Annotated in this window: 22 protein-coding genes; 8 read left to right on the top strand and 14 right to left on the bottom strand. The window is 65.8% G+C overall.

Annotation, left to right across the window (positions count from 1 at the left end):
- Positions 1 to 15: 15 nt before the first annotated feature.
- From AC1DB0_RS14340 to AC1DB0_RS14325, 4 genes are all read right to left on the bottom strand, one after another.
- Entirely contained in the window at positions 16 to 705 is a 690-nt protein-coding gene (locus AC1DB0_RS14340) for an amino acid ABC transporter permease (protein ID WP_476758691.1), read from the bottom strand.
- A 2-nt stretch (positions 706 to 707) separates the two neighbouring features.
- Positions 708 to 1400, bottom strand: a complete 693-nt coding sequence (locus AC1DB0_RS14335) for an amino acid ABC transporter permease (RefSeq protein WP_054427839.1) — start codon at positions 1398 to 1400, stop codon at positions 708 to 710.
- 46 nt (positions 1401 to 1446) lie between these two features.
- Complete coding sequence (locus AC1DB0_RS14330) at positions 1447 to 2238, bottom strand: ABC transporter substrate-binding protein (RefSeq protein WP_054427840.1); 792 nt, start codon at positions 2236 to 2238, stop codon at positions 1447 to 1449.
- A 105-nt stretch (positions 2239 to 2343) separates the two neighbouring features.
- The gene (locus AC1DB0_RS14325; protein ID WP_054427841.1) at positions 2344 to 3093 is read right to left on the bottom strand and encodes an amino acid ABC transporter ATP-binding protein; all 750 of its coding nucleotides are present in this window, start codon (positions 3091 to 3093) and stop codon (positions 2344 to 2346) included.
- Positions 3094 to 3256: 163 nt separating this feature from the next.
- Here AC1DB0_RS14325 and amaB point away from each other — a divergent pair, with 163 nt between their 5' ends.
- From amaB to cynS, 8 genes are all read left to right on the top strand, one after another.
- A complete protein-coding gene (gene amaB / locus AC1DB0_RS14320; protein ID WP_175171172.1) occupies positions 3257 to 4759 on the top strand; it encodes an L-piperidine-6-carboxylate dehydrogenase in 1503 nt (500 codons plus the stop codon).
- A gap of 266 nt (positions 4760 to 5025) precedes the next feature.
- A complete protein-coding gene (locus tag AC1DB0_RS14315) occupies positions 5026 to 6318 on the top strand; it encodes a phospholipase A (RefSeq protein WP_054427843.1) in 1293 nt (430 codons plus the stop codon).
- 497 nt (positions 6319 to 6815) lie between these two features.
- Positions 6816 to 7952 carry a sensor histidine kinase gene (locus AC1DB0_RS14310; protein ID WP_175171170.1) on the top strand — a complete coding sequence of 379 codons (1137 nt, stop codon included), beginning with the start codon at positions 6816 to 6818 and terminating at the stop codon, positions 7950 to 7952.
- 99 nt (positions 7953 to 8051) lie between these two features.
- On the top strand, positions 8052 to 8690 hold the full coding sequence (locus AC1DB0_RS14305) for a response regulator (protein ID WP_476757173.1): 639 nt from the start codon (positions 8052 to 8054) through the stop codon (positions 8688 to 8690).
- Positions 8691 to 8826: 136 nt separating this feature from the next.
- Positions 8827 to 10185 carry a CmpA/NrtA family ABC transporter substrate-binding protein gene (locus AC1DB0_RS14300; RefSeq protein ID WP_476757172.1) on the top strand — a complete coding sequence of 453 codons (1359 nt, stop codon included), beginning with the start codon at positions 8827 to 8829 and terminating at the stop codon, positions 10183 to 10185.
- Positions 10185 to 11027 (top strand): nitrate ABC transporter permease, encoded by an 843-nt coding sequence (ntrB, locus tag AC1DB0_RS14295; protein WP_054427847.1) that lies wholly within the window; start codon positions 10185 to 10187, stop codon positions 11025 to 11027. Before AC1DB0_RS14300 ends, ntrB begins: the two co-directional genes overlap by 1 nt.
- Positions 11028 to 11031: 4 nt before the next feature.
- Positions 11032 to 11826 carry an ABC transporter ATP-binding protein gene (locus tag AC1DB0_RS14290; RefSeq protein WP_054427848.1) on the top strand — a complete coding sequence of 265 codons (795 nt, stop codon included), beginning with the start codon at positions 11032 to 11034 and terminating at the stop codon, positions 11824 to 11826.
- Between the two features lie 11 nt (positions 11827 to 11837).
- Complete coding sequence (cynS, locus tag AC1DB0_RS14285; protein ID WP_054427874.1) at positions 11838 to 12281, top strand: cyanase; 444 nt, start codon at positions 11838 to 11840, stop codon at positions 12279 to 12281.
- Here cynS and pdxK read toward each other — a convergent pair whose 3' ends face one another.
- From pdxK to AC1DB0_RS14235, 10 genes are all read right to left on the bottom strand, one after another.
- On the bottom strand, positions 12282 to 13145 hold the full coding sequence (gene pdxK / locus AC1DB0_RS14280; RefSeq protein WP_342066607.1) for a pyridoxine/pyridoxal/pyridoxamine kinase: 864 nt from the start codon (positions 13143 to 13145) through the stop codon (positions 12282 to 12284).
- A gap of 58 nt (positions 13146 to 13203) precedes the next feature.
- Positions 13204 to 13713 (bottom strand): RES family NAD+ phosphorylase, encoded by a 510-nt coding sequence (locus tag AC1DB0_RS14275; RefSeq protein WP_476757171.1) that lies wholly within the window; start codon positions 13711 to 13713, stop codon positions 13204 to 13206.
- Positions 13710 to 14147: an MbcA/ParS/Xre antitoxin family protein gene (locus tag AC1DB0_RS14270; protein WP_476757170.1), complete on the bottom strand. Its 438-nt coding sequence runs from the start codon at positions 14145 to 14147 to the stop codon at positions 13710 to 13712. Before AC1DB0_RS14270 ends, AC1DB0_RS14275 begins: the two co-directional genes overlap by 4 nt.
- A 136-nt stretch (positions 14148 to 14283) precedes the next feature.
- The gene (locus tag AC1DB0_RS14265) at positions 14284 to 15387 is read right to left on the bottom strand and encodes a peptidylprolyl isomerase (RefSeq protein WP_054427852.1); all 1104 of its coding nucleotides are present in this window, start codon (positions 15385 to 15387) and stop codon (positions 14284 to 14286) included.
- Positions 15388 to 15405: 18 nt separating this feature from the next.
- Positions 15406 to 15891 (bottom strand): YbjN domain-containing protein, encoded by a 486-nt coding sequence (locus tag AC1DB0_RS14260; RefSeq protein WP_346553289.1) that lies wholly within the window; start codon positions 15889 to 15891, stop codon positions 15406 to 15408.
- A gap of 85 nt (positions 15892 to 15976) precedes the next feature.
- Positions 15977 to 16669 carry a DNA repair protein gene (locus AC1DB0_RS14255; RefSeq protein ID WP_476757169.1) on the bottom strand — a complete coding sequence of 231 codons (693 nt, stop codon included), beginning with the start codon at positions 16667 to 16669 and terminating at the stop codon, positions 15977 to 15979.
- Positions 16670 to 16673: 4 nt separating this feature from the next.
- Positions 16674 to 18368, bottom strand: coding sequence for a putative porin (locus AC1DB0_RS14250; protein ID WP_054427854.1), 1695 nt, complete (start codon positions 18366 to 18368; stop codon positions 16674 to 16676).
- A 36-nt stretch (positions 18369 to 18404) separates the two neighbouring features.
- The gene (locus tag AC1DB0_RS14245) at positions 18405 to 19118 is read right to left on the bottom strand and encodes a TonB C-terminal domain-containing protein (RefSeq protein WP_054427855.1); all 714 of its coding nucleotides are present in this window, start codon (positions 19116 to 19118) and stop codon (positions 18405 to 18407) included.
- 17 nt (positions 19119 to 19135) lie between these two features.
- Positions 19136 to 19555, bottom strand: a complete 420-nt coding sequence (locus AC1DB0_RS14240) for an ExbD/TolR family protein (RefSeq protein ID WP_006222018.1) — start codon at positions 19553 to 19555, stop codon at positions 19136 to 19138.
- Between the two features lie 9 nt (positions 19556 to 19564).
- On the bottom strand, positions 19565 to 21496 hold the full coding sequence (locus AC1DB0_RS14235) for a DUF2341 domain-containing protein (protein WP_476757168.1): 1932 nt from the start codon (positions 21494 to 21496) through the stop codon (positions 19565 to 19567).

The following is a 21496-nucleotide window of genomic DNA, read 5'->3' as shown; positions in this document are numbered from 1 at the left end:
CCGATGCGGTCCGTGTCAGTGCAGGCTTGCGCCCTGCAAGCCGCCCGTCAAGCGCTTTTCCAGCCAGTTGGCCAGGCGCAGCAACGGGTAGCAGTAGATGAAATAGATGGCGGCGATCATGCCGTAGATGAACAGCGATTTCGCCGGGAAGGTAATGATGAACACCTMGCCCTGGCGCGTCAGTTCGGTGATGCCAACCACCGACAAGATGGCGGTGCTTTTGATCAGCATGACGTAGACGCCGCTCATGGGCTGCACGATCAAGCGCATGGCTTGCGGCAAGACCACCAGACGCAGAATCTGCAAGGGCCGCAGGCCAAGCGTCATGGCCCCTTCGGTCTGGCCGCGCGGCACAGACTGAATGGCGCCCATGACGATTTCGGCCACATAGCACGACGTATAGACGGATAGCGACACAAACGCCGCCGTGCCGGAATCCCAATGCAGCAGTTCGATGCCGGTGCTGGGCAGCACGAAGTAGAAGATGTAGAGCTGCACCAGGAACGGCGTGCCGCGCAGGATGTGGATGTATAGGCCGAGCAGCTGGTGGATGACACGAATGTGATAGCTGCGGATTACACCAATCACGAAGCCCAGCAACGAGCCCGCGATGATGGCCACGAACGAAATCTTCAGCGTTTCCCAGAAGCCCTTCAGCAGAAAGGGCAGCACGACGCCGGCAGTGGAAAGATAGGAATCCAGCATGTTTACCTCGCGTTCCAGGCCGGGCCGGCCAGCCACAGGCTGACGCCCCGTGACAACAACAGCATGCAGCCGTAGATCAGCAGATAGCCGGCGGCAATCGTCAGGAAGCTCTCGCTGGGCACGATGCGGTCGCTGTTCATCTGCACGCCTGCGGCGACCAGCTCAAACACGGTGATCAGCGACAGCAGCGACGTGTCTTTGATGAGAACGGCGGTCTGCCCCAGCAGTGGCGGCAGCGTATTGACGAAGGCTTGCGGCAGCACGACGTAGCGCAACCGCTGTTGATAGTTCATGCCGCAGGCCTTGGCGCCTTCGATCTGGCCGCGCGGCACGGACTCGATGCCCACGCGAATGATCTCGCTCATGTAGGCGGCGTGATGCAGCGTCATGGCCATGATGCCCAGGATCATTTCGCTCCAGCGCCCGGCGCCCGGAATCAGCATCGGCACCGCGTAATAGACCAGATAGATCTGCACCAGCAAGGGGGTGGAACGGATGAACTGCACATAGGCCGCCACCGGGCGCCAGATGGCGGGGCGACGCGACATGTGCAGCAAGGCCAGCGGCACGCCGGCCAACACCGACAGCACCAGGCTTGCGCCCGCCGCGATCAGCGTGTTGGCCAGGCCGGTGGCGAATTGGCCCGTGTACTGGCTGACGATGCGCCAGTTGTAGTAATCGATCAGCCAGTCCATGGGCGCTCAGGTCTCCGTGTGGTGTTGCGTGATCGCAATCGATGGATCAGTGGTCTTTCTTCCAATCCGTGGAGTACCAGTACTTGACCTGCTCGGGCAGCGTGTTGTCGGCGGTCTTCAGCGTCTGCCAGTTGTCCAGCCAGAACTTCAGGCGGAACGCATTGGGGCCGACGGCGAACGCCAGCGGCTCGCGCACCATCACGCCGTCCAGCACGCGCAGGTTGCCAAAGTCCACCAGGAACTGGTTCGCGGTGGACATGGACATGATGCCGGCGTCCAGACGGCCGCTGGACAAGGCCTGCCCGACCGGGGCGCTGCCGCCCGAGAACTCTTTCATCGTGGCCTTGGGCAGCATCTTCTTGCCCACTTCGGCATAGGTGCTGGCGCCCAGCACGCCGACATTGACGCCCGCCTTGTCGAGTTCCTCGTACGACTTGTACGGGGAATCCTTGGGCACGACGGCGACGGTTTCGGCATAGAACATCGGCGCCGAGAACAGCACCTGCGCCGCGCGCTGCGGGGTGGGCGTCATGTCGGCGGCCACCATGTCGGCCTTGCCGGACAGCAGCGCCGGCAACAGGCCCTTCCACTCGTAGTCCTGCAAAACGAGCTTCACGCCCAGGTCGTCGGCCATGCGCTTGGCCACTTCCACGGCCAGGCCCGTGCGGTTGCCGGACTTGTCCATGAAGCTCATCAGCGGGCCAGAAGTCTGCACCGCCACCCGCAATTCACCGCGCTTGATGATGTCGCCCAGCTCGTCGGCTTGCGCCGGCTGCGCAACTGTGGCGGCCGCGAATGCGACGCTGGCCACGCCCAGCCATTGTTTGATTTTCAGCATTTCAATATCCCCTAGAGGTGGATGAAGCCTTGTCGTTCCGGGCGAAGCGAATCGTGTTGCCGCAGGGCCGGCAGCGCCCGGATTAGCCGGACCGGCCTGCTTGGACTACAAAATCTTTTCCAGAAAGGCGCGCGTGCGCGCCTCTTTCGGATGACAGAACACCTCGTCGGGCGTGCCGATTTCGACGATGCGGCCGGCGTCCATGAACAGCGCGCGGTCACCGACGTCGCGGGCGAATCCCATTTCGTGGGTCACCACCGCCATCGTCATGCCATCGCGGGCCAACTGGCGCATCAGCTCCAGAATGCCGCCAACCGTTTCGGGGTCAAGCGCTGAGGTCGCCTCGTCAAACAGCATCAGCTTGGGGTCCATGGCCAGCGCGCGGGCAATCGCCACGCGCTGCTGCTGGCCGCCAGATAACTGGCTGGGATAGCGCTCGCCGTAATCGCCCATGCCCACGCGGCCCAAAAGCTCGCGGGCATAACGTTCGGCATCCGCACGGCTGCGGCCGCGCACCACGCGCTGGGGTAGCGCAACGTTGTCCAGCGCAGTACGGTGTTGGAACAGGTTGAAGTGCTGGAACACCATGCCCACTTCGGTGCGCCAGCGGTTGACGTCGGTGGCGGGGTCAGTGAGCGACACGCCATCCACGCGGATCGTGCCGCTATCGATGCTTTCCAGCCCATTCAAGGTGCGCAGCAAGGTGCTCTTGCCGGAGCCGGACGGCCCGACAACCACCATCACTTCGCCCCGATTTAGCTGGCAATCGACGGCGTCCAACGCCAGATGCGGCGGCTGGCCGTCGCGTTGGAAGGTCTTGGTGACTGCTTGCACATCAAGTAAAGCGTCTGCCACGTAGGCACCCCATCACGTTGGGCCGGCTCTAAAAAAAAGTTTCGCAATTCACGCCAGAGTTTCGTATAGTAAATTTTTTTCCAGAATCGCCACTTAGGCATAACCCTTAAGCGAAGACATGAGTTTCAAAACATGGGCTTCGCTGGCAATCCAAGGAACCGGCATGGACACCCCCCAAGACATCCTGCGCGCGCTCGGCCTGAACGCCGACGCGCTTACCGGCGGCACGCTGACCGCACGCAGCCCGATCGACGGCGCTGAACTGGCCCAGGTGCACGAACACACGGTGGCGCAGGCCCATTCGGCCATCACCCGCGCCCGTCAGGCAAGCCTGGCCTGGCGCGACGTGCCGGCCCCGCGCCGGGGGGAACTGATCCGCCTGCTGGGCGAAACGCTGCGCGAAAACAAAACCGCGCTGGGCCGTCTCGTCAGCTTGGAAGCCGGCAAAATCGTGGCCGAAGGCGAAGGCGAAGTGCAGGAAATGATCGACATCTGCGACTTCGCCGTCGGCCTGTCGCGCCAGTTGTACGGCCTGACCATCGCGTCTGAACGCCCCGGCCACCGCATGATGGAAACCTGGCATCCGCTGGGCGTGATCGGCATCATCAGCGCCTTCAACTTCCCCGTGGCCGTGTGGTCGTGGAACGCCGCGCTGGCCATCGTCTGCGGCAACGCCGTCGTCTGGAAGCCGTCTGAAAAAACACCGCTGACGGCGCTCGCCTGCCAAGCCCTGTTCGCCCAAGCCGTGCAACGCTTTGGCGACGCGCCCGCCGGCCTGTCCGAAGTGCTGATCGGCGGCCGTGAAGTGGGCGAAGCGCTGGTCGACTCGCACACCGTCGCGCTCGTGTCCGCCACCGGCTCCACCCGCATGGGCCGCCAGGTGGGCCCGCGCGTCGCACAACGCTTTGGCCGCGTGCTGCTGGAACTGGGCGGCAACAACGCCATCATCGTCGGCCCCACCGCCGACCTGGACATGGCCGCACGCGGCATCGTCTTCGGCGCCATCGGCACGGCCGGCCAGCGCTGCACCACCACGCGCCGCCTGATCGTGCACGAAAGCGTGGCCGACGCCCTGGTCCAACGCCTGCACAAAGCCTACGCCAGCGCCCCCATCGGCAACCCGCTGGACAGCGGCAACCTCGTTGGCCCGCTGATCGACCGCGGCTCGTTCGACGCCATGCAAGAAGCCCTGAAAGCCGCGCGCGAACAAGGCGGCAAAGTCACCGGCGGCGAACGCGTGCTGGCCGATGAATACCCCAACGCCTGGTACGTGCGTCCGGCCATCGCCGAAATGCCCGGCCAGACCGACGTGGTCTGCCACGAAACCTTCGCGCCCATCCTGTACGTGATGCGCTACAAGGAATTCAGCGACGCACTGGCCCTGCAAAACGGCGTGCCGCAAGGCCTGTCGTCAGCCATCTTCACCAATGACCTGCGCGAAGCCGAAACCTTCCTGTCGGCATCGGGTTCGGACTGCGGCATCGCCAACGTCAACATCGGCACATCCGGCGCTGAAATCGGCGGCGCCTTCGGTGGCGAAAAAGAAACCGGCGGCGGCCGCGAATCGGGTTCCGACGCCTGGCGCAACTACATGCGCCGCGCGACCAACACCATCAACTACTCGCGCAACCTGCCCCTGGCGCAAGGCATCAAGTTCGGCGAATAAGCCGAACGAGTAAACGCTTAGCGCTTAAACGCTTACCCTGCGCGCACTCGCCACTTGGGCCGCGCTGCAGCTTCGCCACCAAACACAAGGCCCCGCGCATTGTCATCAATGCGCGGGGCCTTGTCGCAAGCGGCAAAAGCAATGCCACGCCGACATCCTGAGTAACACCTGTTTATTACAAGCCCTACATCCGATAAGCCTGCCTTACAAACAGTTGCCGCGCGCGATGCTACATTGCCTCGTCACAAGAACAACACACCGCGCCCATGTCCCTACGCCGTCTTGCACACCCCCACTTCGCCCTGCACGCCCTGACCGCCGCCGTCGCCCTCAGCGCCGCCAGCGCCGCCACCGCAGGCGTGTCGTACCGGATGGACCGCCCGTCCGCCGCCCCCGGTGAAACCGTCACCATCGAAGCCGTGTACTTCAACGAAGGCAGCGCGCGCGCCAATTGGGAAGCGCCACCAGAACTGGTGCTGCAATGGCGCAGCCAAGACGGCCAGATCGTGCGCAGCCTGGCCAAGCTGGCCGGCGACCGCGCCAGCTACAGCGTGCCCGTCAACAACTTCGCGCGCATGGCCTGGACCGCCGTCGTCCCCAGCACCGCACGCGGCCTGCAAGCCGTCTCCATCGAAGGCCAGCCCTCGATGATGGCGCTGGACGCCACCGGCCGCGAAAGCGGCACCGTCGCCAGCACGCCCGCCCAAGGCCCCGTCGTTGACGCCCGCAGCGGCCAGCCCGTACCCGTGGCCGCCGTCACCGCCGTCGGCGCATCGCCCGAAGGCGGCCCCGCCCCCGCCGCCGCCGTCACGCCCACCGTACAACCGCAAACGGCGTTCGATCATTTCCGCAGCTCGATCTCGGAATACAAACCCGTCTACTTCGACATCGGCACGCGCGGCCAAACCACCGCCCGCTTCCAGATCAGCGCCAAGTACCGCCTCTTCAGCCCCAGCGGCGACCGCCCGGCAACCTGGGGCGAGAACTTCTACCTGGCCTACACCCAGACCTCGCTGTGGGACTTGCAGGGTGACTCCATGCCCTTCATCGACACCACCTTCAACCCCAGCGCGTTCTGGCTATCGGACAACATCTGGCAGTCGGCCAACCAGAACTGGCGCTTCGGCATGAACACGGGCGTTGAGCACAACTCCAACGGCAAGGACGGCGAAGACTCCCGCTCCGTCAACGACGGCTACATCGAACCGCGCTTCCACTACCGCTTCGACAGCGGCAGCACGCTGACCTTCGCCCCCAAGGTCAAAGCCTACTTCGCCGTGGCCGACGAAAACCGCGACTACGCCGACTACGCCGGCCGCGTCGATTGGCAGTTGCGCTGGGCGCAAGACAACGGCGCGGTGGTGTCGGCCATGTATCGCCAAGGCGACCAGAAGCGCCGCACGACGCAGTTGGACTTCGCCTGGCCATTGCAGCGCACGTTCTTGAACATGAATGGGTATCTGCATTTGCAGTACTTCAACGGGTACGGCGAGACCTTGTTGGGATACAACCAGCGCAACGAATCGCAGTTCCGCGTAGGCCTGTCATTGGTGCCGTAGCACGACGCCGTGCGATGGCGCACGCGCGATCTGCAACGGATCGCGCGTGACGCAAAGCGACGCTTCCCCCATCCCACGAATGCACAAGCCCACATGCCCACCGCCCGCCGCCCGGGCGGCAGGCGACGGGCGGCCCTGCAAGATCTTCCAAGCCAAACCCACCCCCCAGAAGCAGGCCAAGCACACCGCCCGCCCCCGCTGACGTCCAAATTTCAACCGGCGCAGCCCGGGGTGGCGGCGGGCTGGGGGGCGCGGGGAGTCGATGCGCCCGAGGGAATCTGAAGGGAGCCGAAGGCGGACGAAGATGACAACGGGGCAGTCCGGAGCGAAGGCTCCGGACCGCAATCGTTGACCCGCGCCCCCCAGCCCGCCGCCACCCCGGGCGTCAAAAGAAAACACCCCGTCAACACAAAGGGATTTCCCTCCCCCACCACACAAAGCAAACACCCACCCCGTAAACTCCCCCTAAAAAAAACCCCCGGGGAAAGCAAGAAACCATGTTCGCCGACTTAAACCATCTCTCCCACCACGCCGCCTGGCGCCGGCAGTTGGAAATGCTTCTGGAGTCCGCCGGCGAAGGCATCTACGGCATCGACCTGCGCGGCCGCTGCATCTTCATCAACGGCGCCGGCGCCACCCTGCTCGGCTACTCCCCCGATGAAGTCGTCGGCCGCAACATGCACTACCTCATCCATCACTCCCACGCCAACCGCGACCTGATGCCCGTCCACGACTGCCGCATCTTCCAAGCCTTCCGCGAAGGCCGTGGCGTGCGCGTTGACGACGAAGTGCTCTGGCGCCGCGACGGCTCCTGCTTCGACGCCCAATACGCCTCCTACCCCATCCGCAACGAACAGGAAGTCGTCGGCGCCGTCGTCACGTTTTCAGACATCACCGACCGCAAACGCATCGAACGCGAACTGCACAGCACCCAAGCCCAGCTTGAACGCCGAGTCGGCGAACGCACCGCCGAACTCACAAGCGCCCACGACTCGCTGCGCCGCCTGTCTTCCCACCTGTCCACCCTGCGCGAAGAAGAACGCGCCCACATCGCCCGCAACATCCATGACGATCTTGGCGCCTCGTTCACCGCCCTGCAGCTGGACCTGAACTGGCTGCGCCGCCAGCTGGGCGCCACGCCCCAACTGCAAACCCACGTCGACCGCATGCTGGACGTCACCCAGACCGCCATGGGCGCCACCCGCCGCATCCTCAGCGACCTGCGCCCCGTCGTCCTGGATCACCTGGGCCTCTGGGCCGCCCTGGAAACCCTGCTGCAAGACCTGCAAACCCGCACCGGCCTGCAATGCCGCTACCTGTGCCCGCCTGACACCGAACGCCGGCGCCTGGACCGCAACGCCGAAATCGCCGTCTACCGCATCGTCCAGGAACTGCTCACCAACGTCCAACGCCACGCCTGCGCCCGCAGCGTCAGCGTCAGCGCCGTGTGGACCGAAGACGGCCTGCTCATCACCGTCGAAGACGACGGCATCGGCATGCAACTGCCCGAAACCCGCCACACCTTCGGCATCCTCGGCATGCGCGAACGCGCGCGCGGCATCGGTGGCGACCTTGCCTTGGACAGCGCCCCCGGCGCCGGCATGCGCGCCCGCCTGCGCCTCAACCCCACCTGAAGTTATCGCCCCGAATTTCCCGCCCCGAACTTCCCGACCTGAATTTCCCGCGCTGAACTTCCCGCGCTGACTTCGCGCCCCGATTCCCCAAGATTCGCCATGGCCCTGAACCTGCTCATCGTTGACGACCACCTCATCATCCGCCGGGGCCTTGCCCGCATCCTGGAAGAAGACCCTCGCGTGGCGCTCGTGGACGAAGCCGCCGACGCGCCTTCCGCCTTGCGCGCCCTGCGTCAAACCCGCTACGACGCCATCGTGCTGGACGTCGCGCTAGGCGAACGTGACGGCCTGGACGTCCTGAAGACCGTACGCGCCGACTACCCCGCATTGGGCGTCGTCATGCTGTCCGTCTACCCCGAAACCCAGTTCGCCGTGCGCGCCCTGCGCACCGGCGCGCACGCCTACCTGAACAAAGGCTGCGACCCCGACGAACTGCTGTCCGCGCTTGTCAACGCCGCCGCCGGAAAACTGTACGTGACGCCCGCCGTCGCCGAACTGCTGGCCCACACCGTCCGCCAGGACACCACCCGCCTCCCACACGAACAACTGTCCAACCGCGAATTCCAGGTCTTGCAGCTGCTGGTCGCCGGCCGATCCGTATCCGCCATCGGCGAACAACTGGCCTTGTCCGTCAACACCATCTCCACCTACCGCAGCCGCATCTTCGAAAAGCTCGGCGTGCGCACGCTGGTGGAACTGGTCGCCTACGCCAACACGCACCAGCTGGGTGCGCTTTAAGCCCACGCGCACCACCCCGGCGCACACCGCGCACCGCGTAGTAAATCCCCTACACGCATATCGTCGAACCCGGGATACCGCCCCCGTGCGGCCGGCCCCATGATGGCTCCAACCCCCTCTAGGCCGGAGCCATCCCATGTCCCTATTCAGCAATCCGTTCGACGCCAACAGCCGTCTTGCCTGCGGCTGCGGCCGCCATGCCTCGCAGGCCGAACACGAACGCGCCGCGCAAGCGGCCACATCATCCGCCACGGACAGCGCGGTAGAACAGGCCGTAATGCGCGCCCTGTTCCCGCAAGACGCGCTGCGCCGCCGCTTCCTGCGCGCTGTGGGCAGCAGCACCGCCATGGCCGCCATTGCGTCGATCTTCCCGCTGGCCGCCGCCCGCGAAGCCTTCGCGCAATCCACCGGCCCGCTGGAAAAACAGAAACTCAAAGTCGGCTTCATCCCCATCACCTGCGCCACGCCCATCATCATGGCGCACCCCATGGGCTTCTACGCCAAGCAAGGCCTGGATGTGGAAGTGGTCAAGACCGCCGGCTGGGCGCTCATCCGCGACAAAGCCATGTCCGGCGAATTCGACGCCGCCCACATGCTGTCGCCCATGCCGCTGGCGATCTCGATGGGCGTGGGCGCCAGCCGCGCCGTGCCGTGGACGATGCCCGCCGTGGAAAACATCAACGGCCAGGCCATCACGCTGTCCATGAGGCACAAAGACCGCCGCGACCCCAAGGACTGGAAGGGCTTCAAGTTCGCCGTGCCGTTCGACTACTCCATGCACAACTACCTGTTGCGCTACTACCTGGCCGAGCACGGTCTTGACCCCGACACCGACGTGCAGATCCGTTCCGTGCCGCCCCCCGAAATGGTGGCCAACCTGCGCGCCGACAACATCGACGGCTTCCTGGCGCCTGACCCCGTCAACCAGCGCGCCGTGTACGACGGCGTGGGCTTCATCCACACCCTGTCCAAAGCCATCTGGGACGGCCACCCCTGCTGCGCGTTTTCCGCCAGCAAGGAATTCGTCACGACGATGCCCAACACCTACCAGGCGCTGCTGAAGTCCATCATCGAAGCCACCGCCTACGCCCGTGACCCGAAGCACCGCAAGGAAATCGCCACCGCCATCGCCGCGCCCAACTACTTGAACCAGCCCGTCACCGTGGTCGAACAAGTGCTGACCGGCACCTACGCCGACGGCCTGGGCAAAGTGCTGACCGACCCCAACCGCATCGACTTCGATCCCATGCCCTGGCAATCGTTTGCCGTGTGGATACTGACGCAGATGAAACGCTGGGGCCAGATCAAGGGCGACGTCGACTACCAGAAGGTGGCCGCCGACGTCTTCCTGGCGACCGACGCCGTGCGCCTGATGCGCGAGGCCGGCCTGACCCCGCCCGCTGAAACCAACAAGACCTTCAGCATCATGGGCAAACCGTTCGACCCCACCCAGCCTGAAGCCTATCTGGCCGGCTTCAAGATCCGGAGGACCTGATGCGGTCCATGCAATATTGGCGGGCAACGTTCCTGTCCGTCGCGCTGTTCCTCGCGTTTCTGCTGCTCTGGCACGCCGCCACTCGGCCCGACACGGGCGGTGTGGCGGTGGACCCGGCCTATGCGGCGCTGGTCGGCAATGCGGCGGCCAGCGGTTCGAAGACGCCCTTCCCCGGCCCCGCCGAGGTGGGCGAGAAACTGTGGCAACACATCAAAGACCCGTTCTACGACCGCGGCCCCAACGACAAAGGCATCGGCGTGCAGCTGGCGTATTCGGTGGCGCGCGTGCTGACGGGCTTTGGCCTGGCGGCGCTGGTAGCCATCCCGCTGGGCTTTCTGATTGGCATGTCGAAGACCGTCTACCGCGCCTTCGACCCCTTCATCCAGGTGCTCAAACCGATATCCCCTTTGGCGTGGATGCCGCTGGCGCTCTACACCATCAAAGACGCCGACACGTCCGCCATCTTCGTGATCTTCATCTGCTCGCTGTGGCCGATGCTGGTGAACACCGCGTTCGGCGTGGGCGCCGTGCGGCAAGACTGGCTGAACGTAGCGCGCACGCTGGAAGTGTCGCGCCTGCGCACCGCGTTGCAGGTGATTCTGCCTGCCGCCGCACCCACCATCATGACCGGCATGCGCATTTCGGTGGGCATCGCCTGGCTGGTGATTGTGGCCGCCGAAATGCTCATCGGCGGCACCGGCATCGGCTACTTCGTCTGGAATGAATGGAACAACCTGTCCATCGCCAACATCATCTGCGCGATCTTCTTCATTGGCCTGATCGGCATGCTGCTGGACACCTTGCTGGCGCGCGCGGCGCGGCTGGTCAGCTATCGGGAGTAACGCCATGAGCCATGCATTTCTGCAAGTCCAGGGCCTGGGCAAACGCTACCCGGGCCGCAACGGCCAACCCCAGCCGCCGGTGTTCGAGAACATTGATTTCGACATCGAGCAAGGCCAGTTCGTCTGCGTCATCGGCCATTCGGGTTGCGGCAAGACGACCATCCTGAATGTGCTGGCCGGCATCGACGACACCAGCGAAGGCGTCGTCATCATGGACGGCCGCCAGATCTCTGGCCCGTCGCTGGAGCGCGGCGTTGTGTTCCAGGCGCATGCGCTGTTGCCGTGGCTGACCGCGCTGCAAAACGTGGAATTCGGCGTGCGTTCGCGCTGGCCCGCCTACACCCGCGAACAGGTGCGCGAACACAGCATGCGCTATCTGGACATGGTGGGCCTGGCGCATGCAGCGGCCAAGAAACCCAGCGAGTTGTCGGGCGGCATGAAGCAGCGCGTGGGCATCGCCCGCGCCTTCGCCATCCAGCCCAAGATGCTCTTGCTGGACGAACCCTTTGGCGCGCTGGACGCGCTGACGCGCGGCACCATTCAGGATGAGCTGCGCAGCATCGTTCAGCAAACCCGCCAGACCGTATTCATGATCACGCACGACGTGGACGAAGCCATTCTGCTGTCGGACCGCATCCTGCTCATGAGCGCGGGCCCCTACGCCCGCATTGCCGAGTCCGTCAGCGTGGACCTGCCGCGCGACCGGACGCGCGCCAGCCTGCACCACGAACCCCGCTACTACGAAATCCGCAACCATCTCGTCGACTTCCTGGTCGACAAGGCATCCCACAAGGAGTGAATCCCATCATGATGTCCCGCGCTGAAGTCACCGAACTGATCGTTACCCGCAAGCTGGAAAAGAAGCTCAGCTGGTCTGCCATTGCCGAGGCCGTGGGCCAGAGCAAGGAATGGACCACCGCCGCATTGCTGGGCCAGATGACCCTGACCGAGGAACAGGCGCTGGCCGCCGCCCGCGTGCTGGACCTGCCCGCCGACGCCGTGGTGCAGCTGCAAGTCGTGCCTTACAAGGGCTCGCTGCCCACCTCGGTGCCGACCGACCCGCTCATCTACCGCTTCTACGAACTGATCAACGTCTACGGCACCACCTTCAAGGCGCTGATCAATGAAGAATTTGGCGACGGCATCATGAGCGCCATCGACTTCAAGATGGACCTGTCGCGCGAAGCCGACCCCAAGGGCGACCGCGTGCAGATCGTGATGAGCGGCAAGTTCCTGCCGTACAAGACGTACTGATCAGTCTTCCACCGCCAGCTCTTCCCACGCCAGCTCGCGCGTGCGGACAAGCGTGGCGGTGACCAAGGCCGCGGCCTCGCGCACGGCTTCGGGCAAGTCCTGCCCGGTCAGCAGCTTGGCCGTGACGCTGGCCATGAACACGTCGCCGGTGCCATGCACCGACGGTGGAATGGCGATCTCGGGGTGCGTGACCACGCTGACGTTGTCGCGCGTCACCACCGCCAGCTGCAAAGTGCCCGGCGCCGCCGCCATCGGCGCGGCGCTGGTCACGACAATCCATTGCGGCCCCAGCGCGATGAGTTCGCGGGCGGCCACCACCACCTCTTCCATCGTCGACAAGGCGCGGCCTGCCAGCAGCTCAAGCTCGAAATGGTTCGGCGTCATGCCATCGGCCAAGGGCACCAGCAGGCTGCGGTACTGCGCGACCAGCCCCTCGTTCACGTACAGGCCATCGTTGCGGTCGCCCATGACGGGATCAATGTGCACGCGCACGTCCGGCCGCGCCGCACGCAAGGCCGGCAGCCATTGCGCCAGCAAGTCCGCCTGCCCCGGCTGACCCAGATAGCCGCAGACGACCGCGCGCGCCACCTTGGTGACGCCACGCTCGTCCAGGCCCTTCAACAAGCCTTCGAACCAGTCCAGCGGCACCGCGCCGCCATGCAGCGTGGGATAGTGCGGCGTGTTGCTCAAGAGCACCGTCGGCACGGCAATGGCCCGCAGGCCGGCGCGGCGAAATACCGGCATGGCGGCGTTGTTGCCAACATAGCCATAGACGACTTGGGACTGGATGGAAACGATGTCCACCTGCGCGGTGTAGGCGGGCAACGCTGCGCCCGTCTCGGGGGCAGCGGAGATTGCGGTCATACGTCGGGCTCCTGACAGGAACGAAAGGCACGCCGGCCCACGCCGGCTGTGCCACATTCTAGTCCTGCCCGCCCCCGGCATCCGCCGCGGCCAGCCAGGCGGCGTCTTCCCGCACCGCGCGGGCGATGCCCGCCAGGTGTGGCGCATAGGGATACGCCACTGACGACACGATCTGGCATTGCGACAACTGGGGATGCGCCGCGTTCAGCAAATACTGCACGCCCCCCGCCGCCGATGGCACACGCAGCAGCAGCGACTCGCCGCTCGCCAACCACGCGTTGCCCAGCGCGCGGGTGGCGGGCAGATCCGTTTGCCAATGCACGGGCAGATCGGCCTCGCTGACGACATCGCTGACGGCCCCGCCGGGCGCCTTCACTTCCAGCAGGAAGTAGTGGCGCGGCAAGGCGCGCGGATGCGCGACTTCGGACAACGCCAGCCGGGCGAACGCGGCGGCGGCGGGATTCGCATCCAGCACCACCACCGGCGCGCCGGCACTGTGCCAGCGGCCCGCTGGCCGCGCCCTAGGCTGCAAGTCCTGGCTATTGCTTAAGCGCCAGAGCGCAATCATGGGCCGTTTCCTTCATCAATATCGACCAGCCATTCTTCAATGACCGCGGCGTAGCGCCCGTGTTGGCACAGCAGCAACGGCACCCGGCCATGCAGCCGCCGCTTCGGCGTGCATAGCCAGCGCCGCGCCTCATCGCGGCCGCCGAAGATAAGCTCGGCCAGCCACGCCACGCGAATCGCCCGATACAGCACGCGCAGGTCGGCCAAGTCCAGGCCGAGCGCGCGCGCCGGGTCTCGCCCGCGACGGGATGCGGGCTGCGGCAACGCGAATGGCGACGGCAGGGGCGTAGACCTCGCCAGGGGCATCGACGACGCCCCCGCCACGGTCATCGATGACGCCCCCGGCAACGACATCGGCATCAAGGGAAACCAGCGCGCAAGTTCGTCGGGAAACGTCAGCCGTAGCGCCTGCAACAGCGCCGCCGCGTCTTGCATGCTGGCTGGCGGCTGGGCGCTGCCCAGCGCTTGCGTCAGGCGCTGGTCAAGCGCGTGGGTGATCGCGCTTGCCGCGTCATGCAGGCCACCATGAAGCCCATCATCAAGCGCGTCTTGCCCCCCATCCTGAAACCCATCACGGGGCGCGTGCGACGGACGGGGCGTTGGACGTGGGGCTGAATCCGCCTGCCGCGCTTTCTTCAAACGCGGCATTGAGGGCTGCGCCATCGATGCTGACGGTTCCGGCATTCAGCAGTCCCTCCATATAGGCCCGCGCGGCCAGTTCCTGACGTTGATTACGCAGCGCAACGCGCAGCTCGTCCTTCACCTGCTCAAACGGCGTCACACTGGCCGGCTGCGACGCCGTCAGCTTCAGGATGTGAAACCCCGCCGCCGACTGCACCGGGGCCGACACCTCGCCCGCCTTCATCTGCGCCACCACCGGCCGCATCTCGGGCGTCAGCTGCGCCAAGGGCACGTAGCCAATGTCGCCGCCTTGCGCCCGCGTGGTCTCGTCGCGCGATTGGCTTTGGGCCAACGCCGCGAAATCGGCCTTCGGCGCCTGCGCGCGTTTGGCCAGGTCTTGCGCCTGCTTGCGCGCCGCCGCCACCGCGTCCGCATCGCTTAACGCCGCGGGCAAAAAGATCTGGCTGACGCGGTACTGCGCCGGCACCGTCAGCTGCGGCTTGGCGCGTTCATAGGCGGCTTGCAGATCGGCGTCCGACGGATAGGCGTCGGGTGCGCGGCTGACGGAATCCAGATAGCTCTGCACCACAATGCGCTCCTGCGCCGCTTGCACGGCGCGCTTGATCTCGGGCTTGTCCTGCCAGCCCTGCGCACGCGCCTGCTCGATCAGCGCACGCTCGGCCAGACGCGCGCGCAGCCATTGTTCCAGACCCGCCCGGTTGTCCTGCAATTGCTGGCGCGCCTGCGGCGGCATGGTCTGCAACTGGCGCAGTAGTTCGTCGCGTTCGACGCGAACCGCGCCCAAGGTGGCGATGGGTGGCGCTTGAGGCGCGGGCGCGGCGGCGGACGACGCGACCGATGGGGCGGCGGAGGCGACGGCTTTGGCCGGAGCCGAAGCCAGCGTCGGGGCTGGGCCAGAATTTTTGGCCGGGGTCGCCTCGCTGCTTTGCGCATCGTTGCCGCGCATCAACGCCACCGCGCCCGCCAGCACGGCAATCAACAACACGGCCGCCGTCAGGCGCAGGCGGTTCGAGGAAGTCAGGGTCTTGGTCATGAAGAGTGCCTCAAGGCATCAATGCGCGGTAGCGGCTTCGGTCTCGGCGTTGGCATCAGGCGCAGGCGCGGCCTCGCCATCCTGCCCCGTTGCATTCGCGCGCAGGAACAGCAGAAACTCTTGCAGCAAGCGGTCCCACAGTTCCGTCGTTGCGCGCAAGTACGATTCCGACACGCCGCCCGCCACAATCACGTCCAGCTCCAGCACCAGAAACACGCCTTGCACCGACAGGCGGGCAAAGCGCTTTTCCACGTTCCAGCGCTCGGCAAGCCCCGGCGGCACGTCGCCTTGCACGCGCAGCGCGCAGCTCAGCGTGTAGTCCAGATAGTGGCCGTCGTGCTGGGCGGGGTTACCCATGCGGGCGGCAAAGCCCACGCCTTGGCTGGCGCTCAGCAACTGCACCGAGCCGTTCTGTTCGGACAGCGTCACGCGGTAGCCCACCGATTGCAGCAGCGCTTGCAGGCGCTCGGCGTTCACGTCAAGAATCAGGCCGGCCTCGGCCATGGCAACGTCAGCCGTTGCCACTTCGGTCGTTTCAATTTCAGTCATTTCAAATTTCCTGGATAGGCAAAAATTAATCTGGAACAGACTACGGGTTGGACGTTGCAGCCGCTTGACTGCGCGGCGCCTGCGCGTCGTACAGCTTGTCGCCATAGGCTTGCGCCTGTTCCTCAAACTGCACGCGCGCCTTGCCGGCAAACGGTTGCTTCAGCGCCAGGATGTCGCCGGTGCTGATGCGTTCATAGGCGTTAAGAATTTCCTTGCCGGCCGCATACATCTCGCGGTTCTTCGCCACGCATACCTTGACCTCTTCATCGCGCTGGGCGAGCGTGCGCGCCAACGCCACGCGCTCGGTTTCCTTTGCGCGCGACAGCGTCAGCAACTCGTCATACGCGCCCTTGTACTTGCCCAGCTGCGCATGGCTGGCCGCGGCTTGCGCCTGGGCGCTTTCCAGCATGGCCTCTTGCTGACCGGCCAGCTTTTCGGCCTGCCCACGGCTCTTGGCCAGTTGCGCACGCAGCGACTCCAGCTCTTTCTGCGCGGCGTCGCGTTGCGTTTCCGCGGCCGTCTTGGCCGCGTTGATCTGCGCCTGCTCGCTTTGCAATTGCTGCAGCTGCTGCGTGGTGCTGCGCAGTTGCGCACGCAGGCGCTCTTCCATGCTTTCAGCCTGCGCGGCGCTCCCTATGCTCAAGCCCGCCGCGCACAAGGCCACGGCGGCGGCCAGGCGCCGGCCGCGCCCGGACGAATGGCGGGATGCATCCCCTACGATGTGCATGTTCATGGCCTTAGAACCTGGCGTTGATTTCAAACTGCATCGTGTCGATGGCCAAGGGCGCACCATAGATCTCCTTGGTGCTCATCCAGCGGAACACGCCGTACACGTTCTTCTCGAATGCGTAGCCCGCGCCGATGTAGTAGCCGCGCGCATTCGTGCCGCCCTGGTGGAACGACGAATCGTTGAACGCATCGGGCAGCGCGTCCGGCTGGATGTACTTGTAGCCAACAAAGGCCAGCCAATCGCCCTTTTCCTTCAGGTCGTACGAACGGCCCAGCGTGGCTTGCAGCATCCAGGCGTTCGGGCCGCTTTCGATGTCGCCGTTGTCGCCGAAGTTATTGACGATGTAGCCTTGCGAGCGGCTCGCCATCTTGCTCTTGCTATAAGCCAGGTTGCGGATGTAGTTACCGTTCAGGCGCAGGCCCAGGCCGTCAAACACGCGCGTGTCCCAACGCAGGTTCAAGTCCAGCAAGTCGAACTTGGACGCCAGGCCCACGTATTGCGGCTGGGGCGTGTCGGCCGGGTTGAGCGGGTTGGGCGCGATGTTGCGCAACAGGAACAGCGTGTTGCCCTTCTGCATGAAGGCGGGACGCGACCAGTCGGTGTCGCAGCTTTCATCCCCCGCCCACGGCGAACACGCGCTGGAGCGCTTGCCCGCGATGTTGTCGAAGTGGTAGTAGGCCAGCGCGCCGCGCAGGCTGTTCTGGTTGTTGATCTTCCAGTCGGCGCCCACTTGCCCGCCCAGCAGCCACTTGTTCTCGGTGGCGCCTTCGCTCATCGACGACGAGTTCCAGCCGTTGTTCGCGTACTCCGTCGCAAACGCGCCCAGCGTGCCGAACAGCGTCACGTCACGGCCTTGCAGCGGCTGCTTGAAAATCGCGGCGATGCCGTCAAAGTTCAGGTCGTTGGAGAACAGCGTGTCGGTGGATTCGAAGGGGTTGGCGATGCGCCCGCCCGTCACCGTGGCCCACTTGGCCGGGCGATAGGTCAGGTAAGCCTGATCCAGCCAGATGTCTTTCTTGCCCATGCCGCCACCCAGCGTTTGCGACGTGGAGACCGGGCTGTCGTCGCTGCCGGTCGCCAGCCGGATGCCGGCCGTCCAGTCGTCGGAAATCTCGGCGCGCACGCCCAGGCGGGCGCGAATGCGCAGCTGATTGCGGCGGTCTTCGCGCGTGTTCAGCATGGGCGGATAGCCGCCGTTGGTGTTGGGGTTGACGTCGTACGGGCCATTGGCGTTCAGCTTGGCGAAGTCGGTGATTTCGTTGCTGTTGCCGCCGTTATAGAAACGCGATTCGTCGCGCACGCGCACGTCGCCTTCCACCGTGATGCGCGACACCCAATCGGGGAACGTGTTGGGCTGCGCCCAGTTCTCTTCCTTGGCCTGCACCATGACTTCGGCCTTGACCTCGTCACGGATCTGATCGCGTACGGTCTGCGGAATGTAGGGCACGCGCACATCGCCCGCTTGCGCGACGGCCGCGCCGCGGTCAGGCGTGGCCTGGCGCGCCGTCTTGGCTTCAGCTTCGGCCTGCGCGACCAGCGCGTCGGCCTGTTCGGGCTTGAGCACGCCTTGCTGCACCAGCAGGCGGATCAGGTTGATGGTGGCGTTCTCGGACGGCGCGGGCGCGGAATGCGCCGGCAGCGCGGCGGCGCCTGCGGCGGCCAGCGCCAGCGATGCCGCCAGCCGGTTCAGTTGGAACTTCATGCTTAGGTCACTCCAGGATCGGTTCTATTCAGGACATCAAGAGGGGCGGCGGCCGGTGAGCGAGGCGCGGATCGGCATGTTGGCCGAGGCCGGCGGGCGTTCATCCAGGCCTGGCACGGCGCGCAACGCCGCGACCACGCGGGCGTCGACATCGGCGTCACCACTGCCCCGGGTCAGTTCCACGCGCGTGATCTGGCCGGACGCTGTCAGCCAGATGTTGGCTTGCAGGCGGAAGGTCAGATTGCGGGTGCGTTCGTCTTCGCGCAGGATCTTTTGCAGCGCGTAGGCCAGGTACTGGCTGTAGGTGGCGTTGCCCGCCCGGCCGCCGCCCCCACCCGACATGCCCTTGCCCTGCCCCGCGCCGATGTTGAACGCGTCGCTGCCGGCTTGCGCGTCGCCATCGATCTGCATGGGGTTGGCCAGGTCATCGGCGGGGCGCGGCGGCGCTTCGTCCTGCGGTTTGGGCGGTTCGGGCGTAGGCGTCGGCTCGGGCTCGGGGGTGGCCACCGGTTCTTCCTTGGGCGGCTCGGGCTCCGGCGGCTTCTCGGGTTCGGGCGGCGGCGGCGGGGGCGGCGGCAGCGGGATGATGGCCGTGACCTTGGGCGCATCGCGCCGGACACCGGACATATCGTTGGCCCAGCGCCAAAGCGCGTAGGCCGCCACGATCGCCGCCACCGCCACGGCCGCCAGCTTCAGCCAGCGGCGCGCCGGATGCGGAACGCGCGAGGAATCGGATGCGTGTTGCGGCATGACGTTGGTCCCAGCCCCTATTGCGGCTTGCCGGTAACGAGACCGACCTGCGCAAGTTCCAGGCGGCGCAACAGGTCCAGCACTTCCACGACCTTCTGGTATTGCACGGCGGCGTCGCCGCGCACAATGACCGGGAAGTCAGGGTTCAGCGCTTTCTCCGTGCGCAGCCGATCTTCGAGCTCGGGCAAGGTGACCGGGTAGGCGTCCAGGAACACCTGGCCGGCGTCGTTGACGGAAATCGCCTTGGTCTTCGGCTGCGACAAGGCCATGGTGGAACTGGCCTTGGGCAGGTTGACCTTGATGCCGGCGATTTGCGCGGTGGCGGTCAGAATGAACATGACCAGCACCACCATCAGCACGTCGACCAGCGGCGTGATGTTGATACCGTCGACGGGTGCGTCGTCATCATCGTCCTGGGAGGCGGATACGGAAGCCATGGTTGCTCCTTACGCTTCGGCGGCTGCGGGTTGGACGTCGCGGCCCACCTCGCGCGCGGCGGGGCGGCTCGCGGCCGGCGCACGCGTGGCGGGGTGATGGGCAGCTTCCTGCGCCTGCGATTCGCCGTGCACTTCGGCCAGACGCGTGACGAACTCGTCGACGAACACGCGCATGTCGGCGCTGACTTCCTTGTTGCGCGACACCAGGCGGTTGTAGCCAAACAGCGCCGGGATGGCCACGAAGAGACCCATCGCGGTGGCCAGCAAGGCCGCGGCCATGCCGGGTGCGATAGCGTTGATGTTCACGTCGCCCGCCATGGCCGTACCCAGAAACACCACCATGATGCCCAGCACCGTGCCCAGCAGGCCGATGTACGGGCCGCCGGCAATGGCGTTGGACAGCGAGCCGAGCTTGGCGCCCAGCACCTGGTTTTCCTTGGTGCGCACGGCGTCCATCGATGCGCGGATGGCTTCGATGGTGGCTGCCGAGATCGACGTCGTATCCGCGCCTTGCGCACGGCGCGTGCGGATTTCATTGATGGCCACGCGGTACAGGCGCCACAGGGACGCGTGTTCCAGGCGCGTGGCCAGGCCCTTGTCATCGGCCAGCAATTCCAGGCGCTGGCCCACCGTGGCGAACGACTCGCGGAAGGCGTCATTGGCGCGCGCCAGACGCGCCACGTGGCGGCTCTTCTTGATCATGATGATCCAGGACTGCACCATCATCAGCACCAGCACGCCGATGATGATCCACGCGTCCACCGGCACAGCCTTGAGCAGAAAGCCCAGCCCGCCGAAGCCGAAGCCCGACTGCTCTTCGTCAGCGCCATACGCCACCAGACGCGACTCTGCGCCTTGCGACGTGGCGTCGGCGTAGATCAGCGCGGCGGGGCGCGCCACCTTCGACAAACGCACTTCATCGATGGCGCCCACGAACGGCGCGTACACCGGACGCGGCGCGGGTGCGGCTTCAGCGGGCGTCGTGCCGTCAGCAGCAGGCGTGGCCGCGGCCGGGGCGACAGGCACAACCGGCATCGGCACATCGCCACCCAACGCGGCGGTGGTCGCCAGCGGCGGCAGGCTCGCGGCCAGCGACGCGGTGGCGCGGCCGTTCACATACAGATGGACCTGGCTGCCATCGGCCGTCACGGCCAGATGCTGCCAGGCGGCGGGGGTCAGCGGCTGGCCGGGCTGGCTGCGCTGGCCGTTCACTTCCACAAACGGCACGCCTTGGTTGAGTCCGATCAGCAAGGCGTTGCCGGCGTCGCGGCGGGCATAGACGAGCTGTTCGCCGGCCGGCTGGTCAGCGCGCACCCAGGCGCTGAACGTGAACGCGCCCGCGGCGGGAATGGCCAGCGAGGGGCTGGCGGGCAACATCAAGGGGGCTGCGCCCGTGAACTGCGCGGCGCGTCCAATCACGCCATCAACGGCAGCGCCCGTGGGCGTCTGGCCGTGGTTGCTGTAGGCCGTGGTGTCGCGCGGCGGCGCACCGGCCGCGCCATCAAAGTGATAAACCAGCGTGTAGTTGGGGTCAAACGTCAGTTGGCCATTGGCGGACGCCGGCGCCTTCTGGTTGCCGTAGTACATCCAGATGTCCTGGCGCTGGCCGTCGGCCACCTCCGGCACGTCCACCCATACCAGCGCCATGCCCAGCAAGGGGTCGAACGATTCCAGCTGGTGGTTCAGCACGGTCTGGTCGTCAGCCGCCACGAAGCGGATGTCGGCGCCCTTCTCATGGATGCCATCGAACGTGAAGTTGCCGGTATGCAGGCGAACCAGCAGCGGCGTGCGGCCGGCGGCGCCGCCCAGCGGCATGCCTTGCGCGGTGCTGTCGACGGTGATCTGTTTGCGGTACTGCCAGTCTGGCTGCCACCAGGCGTGGGCGGCGGACGGCAATACGCCGGCCAGCACGGTCAGTAGGAGCATCAATAGGCGTTGCAT

Source organism: Achromobacter sp. 10T422 (genome assembly GCF_056394065.1).
This window is presented reverse-complemented; position numbering and strand designations above follow the sequence as displayed.